General features: G+C 46.5%; 3 protein-coding genes. 1 reads left to right on the forward strand and 2 read right to left on the reverse strand.

From position 1 onward, the window contains the following. Positions 1 to 301: 301 nt before the first annotated feature. Positions 302 to 1,417 (reverse strand): anthranilate phosphoribosyltransferase, encoded by a 1,116-nt coding sequence (gene trpD, locus QUB20_RS17805; protein ID WP_333250091.1) that lies wholly within the window; start codon positions 1,415 to 1,417, stop codon positions 302 to 304. A gap of 869 nt (positions 1,418 to 2,286) precedes the next feature. Here trpD and QUB20_RS17810 point away from each other — a divergent pair. Further along, positions 2,287 to 5,280, forward strand: a complete 2,994-nt coding sequence (locus tag QUB20_RS17810; protein WP_333250093.1) for a PAS domain S-box protein — start codon at positions 2,287 to 2,289, stop codon at positions 5,278 to 5,280. 928 nt (positions 5,281 to 6,208) lie between these two features. Here the strand turns inward: QUB20_RS17810 and QUB20_RS17815 are convergent. Continuing rightward, positions 6,209 to 6,892: a ribonuclease HII gene (locus tag QUB20_RS17815; protein ID WP_333250095.1), complete on the reverse strand. Its 684-nt coding sequence runs from the start codon at positions 6,890 to 6,892 to the stop codon at positions 6,209 to 6,211. Positions 6,893 to 6,973: the final 81 nt, after the last annotated feature.

Consider the following 6,973-nt stretch of genomic DNA (forward strand, 5'->3'; position numbering starts at 1 on the left):
GGGCTGGGCGTCCCGCCCGTCCTTTTTGGACGGGCGGGACGCCCATCCCACTTTCAAGAGTGAAAGTTATTTAATTCTCATTCCTTAGTTGTTATTTGTTAGTTGTTATTTGTTATTGATTACTGGTTATTTGTAGTCCGATCGATCGCGCATCATACATAGTCGGGGCGGGTTTTTGAGATTGTCGGTTTTTGGCGACTATTGCTGGTGAACCCGCCCCTACAGGAATCACGGTCAATCGACCGAACATGATATAACAACTGTCAACTGTCAACTCCCAACTCCCAACTCCCAACTGACTTCATTTCAAAAACTCAATCAACTGCTGCAACTTCAACCAAGATTCGCCGCTCAATAAAATATCCTTAGCCATAGAAACTCCTGCTGCGTGAGAGCCCATAGGAATTGCACCTCCCACCTGAAAAGCCAAAGACGCATTCAAAGCTACAACATCCATTTGTGCGGGCGTACCTTTGCCTTGCAAAACGTTCCGCAAAATCTCGGCGTTTTCCTCAACATTTCCGCCTTTTAACGAGCCGATCGCACTTGGTGTCAATCCTACCTTTTCCGGGTCTAAAGTAGTGAGTTCCACTTTGCCATCAGACAAAACCGCCAAATCAGTCACATCACCCAACCCCGCCTCGTCCAATTTTTCTCTGCCGTGAACGACTACAGCTAACTCAGTCCCCAACTCGCCCAAAGCTTGAGCAATAGTTGATATCAGACTAGGATCGAACACCCCAATTACCTGCCCTGTAGGGCGCATAGGATTGACAAGGGGCCCTAATAGGTTAAAAATAGTCCGCACCTTCAAAGTTCGCCGGATCGGCGCTACAGCCTTAAGTGCGGGATGCCACCCAGGGGCAAATAAAAAGGTGATGCCCACGGAGTCTACCGCAGCTTTTACCTTCGCGGGATCGGCGTTGAGGTTGACTCCCAACGCTTCCAACACGTCAGCAGAACCCACTTTGCTCGATGCGGAGCGATTTCCGTGTTTCGCGACTCGAACTTTGCCGGCGGCAGCCACAAAAGCTACAGCAGTGGAAATGTTAAACGTGGATGCGCCGTCGCCACCTGTGCCGCAAGTATCAATTAATTTGAGATTGGAGATTGAGGATTTGGGATTGACAACGCTCTCCGACTCGCCTGCAAGCGACTGAGAATGCAATACCTGAGCCATTCCTGCCAATTCTGGGGCAGAGATGCCTTTGGCTTGGATGGCCGCTAAAATTGCTCCTGAGAGGACGGGGGGAATAGCTTCTGCTAGCCATCCCTGCATCAAATCGGCTGCTTGGGCGCGTGAGAGAGATTGTCTGTCTAATAGTTGTTGCAGGAGGGCTGGCCACACAGGAGAATCCGCCGTCTGGGTTGAAGCAGGGGATAACTCTGGCGTTGCTAGTAGAGGAGAATCTGTCATTAATATTAGTTTCTAGTCAAATTTAGCTCGATCGAGCTTTGTGGCCAAACCGAGAATCATCGGGATTTTACCAGACTTGCCGACCACATTTTGCGCGATCGGGCCCAGATTTTTGCCCAAATGCCAGCACCGCTACAGAATTTTTCCGCCCGCAGTAGCAGAATATGAATTTTTTGATACAACAATTACCCTATTGTTGTGCCAACTTTACATAGAAACCCCAAATCGTAAAACTGCCAGTAGTCTGCTGTATTATCTATCAGCAATAATACTTAACAGTAACTCAGGGCACCCAAAAACCGATAAAAGTTTCCGACAGGAGTTGTGGAGAGCAAAAAATTTTAGACATTAGGAGAACCTCAGATTCATCTGTGGAGTCAACTTCAATCTAAAATCTCAAATCTCCAATCGAGTGACAGCAAGGACAGCGAGCGTTTAGCTCTTGCAGGTGGGTTAGTTGCTTCGGGTAAGAGTCGATCGTACTCTCACCCAAATTCTAAAAATAGACTCTTGCGGTTGTAGAAGTCGCGGCCTTTTATTGTAACAACATCCTTGCTACTAACTTATTTCAGGGTATTCAACTGCTAATATATTCAGGGAGATTTCAAGGAGCGGGTTTTGCTCGAACACCTGCACCACAGGCCGATCGATGTGCCAATGCGATCCTGACAGCCAGTCAAGCCTCAAATAAATACCCGATCGACTAAAATTTCAGCAATCACTAACAACTAACCGCCCAGTAGGACAGATGAATAAACACACTCGTCTCCGGTTGCGACACACCATCTTTCAGCTTAACTAACGGCTAAAATTTAACAGGCGGTAGAGCCAAAATATTCAACTCACACACAAGAGCAGGGTATTCACAAGTGGGAAATCAAAAATTAGGAAATAAAGCAATAGAATGCCTGAATGTCGCGGAGGCACTGCACCAAATGGAAGCAAAATATTATAGTATGTTTGAAAATGCTGTGTCGGGTATTTTTCAAACAACCCAATCCGGTCGCTACATCAGCGCTAACCCAGCTTTGGCTCGCATCTACGGATATAATTCTGCTGAAGAATTAATGGGCTGTCTGACTGATATTAGCGATCAGCTTTACGTCAATCCCGATCGGCGCGATCAGTTTGTTTGTGCTTTGCAAGAAAAGGGCATCGTATCAGATTTTGAGTCGCAAATTTATCGCCGAGACGGAACAATAATTTGGATCGCTGAGAATGCGCGGGCTGTCTGCGATGAAGCAGGTAAATTGCTCTACTACGAAGGTTTTGTAGAAGATATCACTCAGCGCAAGCAAGCAGAATCTGCACTTCGAGAAAGTGAAGAACGCCTGCGCTTAATAATTGAAGGCGTTAAGGATTATGCTATATTTATGTTAGATCCAGATGGGTATGTAGCTAGCTGGAATTCTGGTGCAGAACGCATTTTGGGATACATATCTCATGAAATAGTTGGCAATAATTCGGAGTGTTTTTTCACTAAAGATGATATTGAAATCGGCAAGCACAAAGAAAAATTAATCCGGGCTGTGGCCGAAGGTAGATACGAAAATGAAGGCTGGCGGGTTCGCAAGGACGGATCGCGATTTTGGGCGAATATTATTGTTACTCCTTTGCGCGATGAAAGGGGAAAGTTGCAGGGCTTTTCTCAAGTAATGCAGGATATTACTGAGCAAAAGCGGGCGGCTGAGGAAAAGATGCAGTTGATTGCTTCTTTGCAGGCGTCGGAAAAAAAGTTTCGCACTTTGTACGAATCGACGACTGATGCGGTAATGCTGCTAGACGAAGAGGGTTTTTTGGATTGCAATCCGGCTACTTTAAAGTTATTTGGATGCAGCACTGAATCGGAGTTTTGCGGCAAGCATCCTTCGGAATTTAGCCCGCCGTTGCAACCGGACGGACAAGATTCTATGAGTCTTTCTCAAGAGCGAATTAATACGGCTTTGCGATCGGGAAATTGCCGTTTTGACTGGCGGCACCGTCGTTTGGATGGTTCTGAGTTTCCGGCGGAAGTGCTACTAACTTCTATGGATATCGGCGGCAAAATAGGGCTGCAAGGCGTGGTGCGCGATATCACTTATCGGGTGCAGGCTGAGGAGGCATTGAAGCAGGCTAATGAGGTGTTGGAATGCCGGGTTAAAGAGCGGACAAGTCAGTTGGAAGAGGCTATTAAAAAGTTGAGTTTATCGGAAGAAAAGTTTTCTAAGGCTTTTCGCTCAAGCCCAGATCCGATGATTATTACTACTTTTGCTGAGGGTCGTTTTATTGAAGTTAATGATAGTTTTTTGTTGATGACTGGTTATGATTTAGAAGAAACGACCTGGAATACAGTACCGGGGTTAAATATTTGGGTAAGACCGGAAGATCGAGTGAATTTTAGGCAAATTTTACACGAACAAGGTGTTGTTCGCAATCAGGAATGCGAGTTTAGGATGAAGTCGGGATCGGTGGTGGTGTGTTTGCTGTCAGCAGAGTTGATTAATTTGGACGGCGAACTCTGTATGCTGGCGGTGATGACGGATATTACCGATCGCAAACACGCCGAAGAAGCCCTACGGGAAAGCCAGCGGGCTTTGGCGACGCTGATGAGCAATTTGCCGGGAATGGCCTACCGTTTTCGCAACGATGCCGATCGCAGTATGGAGTTTGTCAGCGAAGGTTGCTATCAGTTAGCCGGGTATTCTCCTGAAGAATTTATCGGCACTCGGCAAGTTTCTATATCGGAATTGACTCACCCGGACGATCGCGAGAATTTGTGGAATGCCGTGCAAGTTGCTTTACAAGAAAATCGACCCTATCAGCTAAATTACCGAATTACTTCTAAAAATGGCGAATTAAAATGGGTTTGGGAGCAAGGTTTGGGAGTGTTTTCCGACTCTGGAGAATTGATAGCTTTGGAAGGGTTAATTACTGATATTTCCGAGCAGAAACGCAGTGAAGAAGCTTTGCGGCGATCGCAAACAGAGTTAACCCAACAAAAACTTCAACTCGAAAATACTTTGCACGAATTGCAGCAAACTCAAGCTCAACTGATTCACACGGAGAAAATGTCTACTCTCGGTCAAATGGTAGCCGGTGTTGCTCACGAAATTAACAATCCTGTTAGCAGCGTCTGCGGCAATCTCGTCCACGTGGGCCACTACACCGAAGATTTGCTGAATTTGCTCGATATGTACCAGAAGCACTGCCCGCAGCCGCCGGCAGCAATTCAAGCTCAAATTAAGGATATCGAATTAGAGTTTCTGCTAGAAGATTTGCCGAAAGCGATGTCTTCGATGCAGGTTGGGGCCGATCGCATTCGGGAAATCGTGCGATCGCTCAGAAATTTCTCCCGCAAAGATGATTCTCAAATGAGCAAAGTTAACCTGCACGAAGGCATTGAAGGAACGTTGCTGATTCTGCAAAGTCGCCTGAAAGCCAGAGGTAACTATCCCGAAATTGCGGTAATTAAGGACTATGGAAATTTGCCTTTGGTTGAGTGTTATGCTGGGAAAATCAATCAGGTATTTATGAATTTGATCGGAAATGCGATCGACGCGATCGAGGAATACAACGAAGGGCGTTCAGTTGCCGAAGTCAAAGCTAACCGCAGCAAGATTAAAATTAGGACAGAAGTCCAAAACTCTAATGCTGTAATTAGGATTTCTGACAACGGCCCCGGTATGCCAGAAGAAGTTTCCCAGCAGTTATTCGAGGCTTTTTTTACCACCAAACCCGCCGACAAAGGCACCGGTTTAGGCCTGTCCATTTCCTACAAAGTTGTCCAAGAACACGGTGGCAAACTTAGCTGCGTGTCTGCACTCGGTCACGGAGCCGAGTTTATCATAGAGTTGCCGATCGAACAACCAATCAAACAATCCTAAAGTGCGATCGGGGCGATCGTATCGAGATAACGAGTCGCGGTTTCTAGTGAGGACTAAAGTCCTCATAAAACTGGCTCGGACTAAAGGGGTAAGGTACCGTGGGTATGGAACCCTAAATAGAGAAGTTTTGCTTATGTTCTGTATTACTATAGCAATCCTAAATGATTATACTCGTTACCAGGAAGAGCCTGGTAACGCATATCCGGAGGCTCTGCCTCCATAGTCTGGGCCGAGGCAGAGCCTCGCTTATATCGGTTCCCAGGCAGAGCTTGGGAACCAGTTAAATAGAGAAGTTTTGCTTATGTTCTGTATTACTAAAACCCTGGCTTTGATCTCAACTCGAATTACTGCCCGCACTTACCATTGGTAATGATTGAGAAAGCGACTAATAATACTGGTACTTACTGTTTAACTACCAGCCGGGAAGTCCCGGACGTATATTTAGAGGGGATTAATCTGAGCGCTGCGCCCCTTACCCCGTTGGGAATTACGCCCGCGTGATGAAAGGCTCGTCGGGTGTAGGTACTGAAACCGACAATTATTCTTTTATACCTCTTGATAACCTGGAAATACTCTGGTACTATATTAGCAAGTGGGGGTGGAACTACCTCACTATAAAAAGCCTTTGCAAAAAAGGAAAAAGAAGCCTGCGGTCTAACGGTAATCCGTTGACAGTCAGGTTCGTTCACGAATGGTTAACATTGACCTACCTGATTGTTTTTACGCCCTTTCTTTCACCTTTTGGGACAAAATGCAAGGGCTAGTTGAGAATGGTGCAAGATGTGAGATCCAACTGAGATATTGCACCATTCTCGCTTAACAGGCTTTTCGGCCTGTTCCACAAGGAAATTCACTCTTTGTGGAACAGGCCGAAAAGCCTGTTCATAAAAGCTTATTGACATTGGTGCAACATTTCAGATACAACTAACTATTTTTGACAAGGACTAAAAGATTGTCGGTGAAAGACAGATACACCGCAGCGTTCCAAAGCCAATTTATGTTTAGCTGTTCCATATCCCTTGTTATTTGTCAAGTCATATTCAGGATACTTAACAGCCAAACGTACTATTAATTCATCGCGCCAAACTTTCGCCACAATACTAGCAGCAGCAATCTGAATCGATCGCGCATCACCCTTGATCATCGTCTCTTGCTCGATCGCCAAATTGGGAATCCTTTGATTCCCGTCAACCAAACACAAATCCGGCGTCACCTTCAACTTCAAAATCGCCCGTTTCATCGCCAACAAAGAAGCCTGCAAAATATTGAGGCGATCGATCTCCCGCACCGAAGCCACACCAATTTGACAGTCAACAGCCACAGCCCGGATTTTCACAGCTAACCGACTCCGGGCTGCGGCACTCAACTGCTTGCTGTCGCGAACCCCGCAACTTGCTAATTCATCGAGAACTTCGTCGGGCAAAATGCAGGCCGCAGCCACCACCGGCCCGAACAAAGCGCCTCGTCCGACTTCATCCACACCCGCAATTACCAGAGCGTTCGAGGGAGAGGGGGAAAGGGGAAGATGGAAAGATGGGAAGAGAGTAAAAATTTCTACTTCTTCCTTCTTCCTTCTTCTTTCTTTCCTCTTATCTCTTCCCTCTTCCTTCATAACTATTCATCCACAAGGGCAGATGAGCGGCGGCGTCGGCGGCGGTTGATAGCAGGCTCCTCGGGTTCGCTTGATTCGATC

The organism is Microcoleus sp. B4-C2, assembly GCF_036705265.1.
Taxonomy (GTDB): domain Bacteria; phylum Cyanobacteriota; class Cyanobacteriia; order Cyanobacteriales; family Microcoleaceae; genus Microcoleus.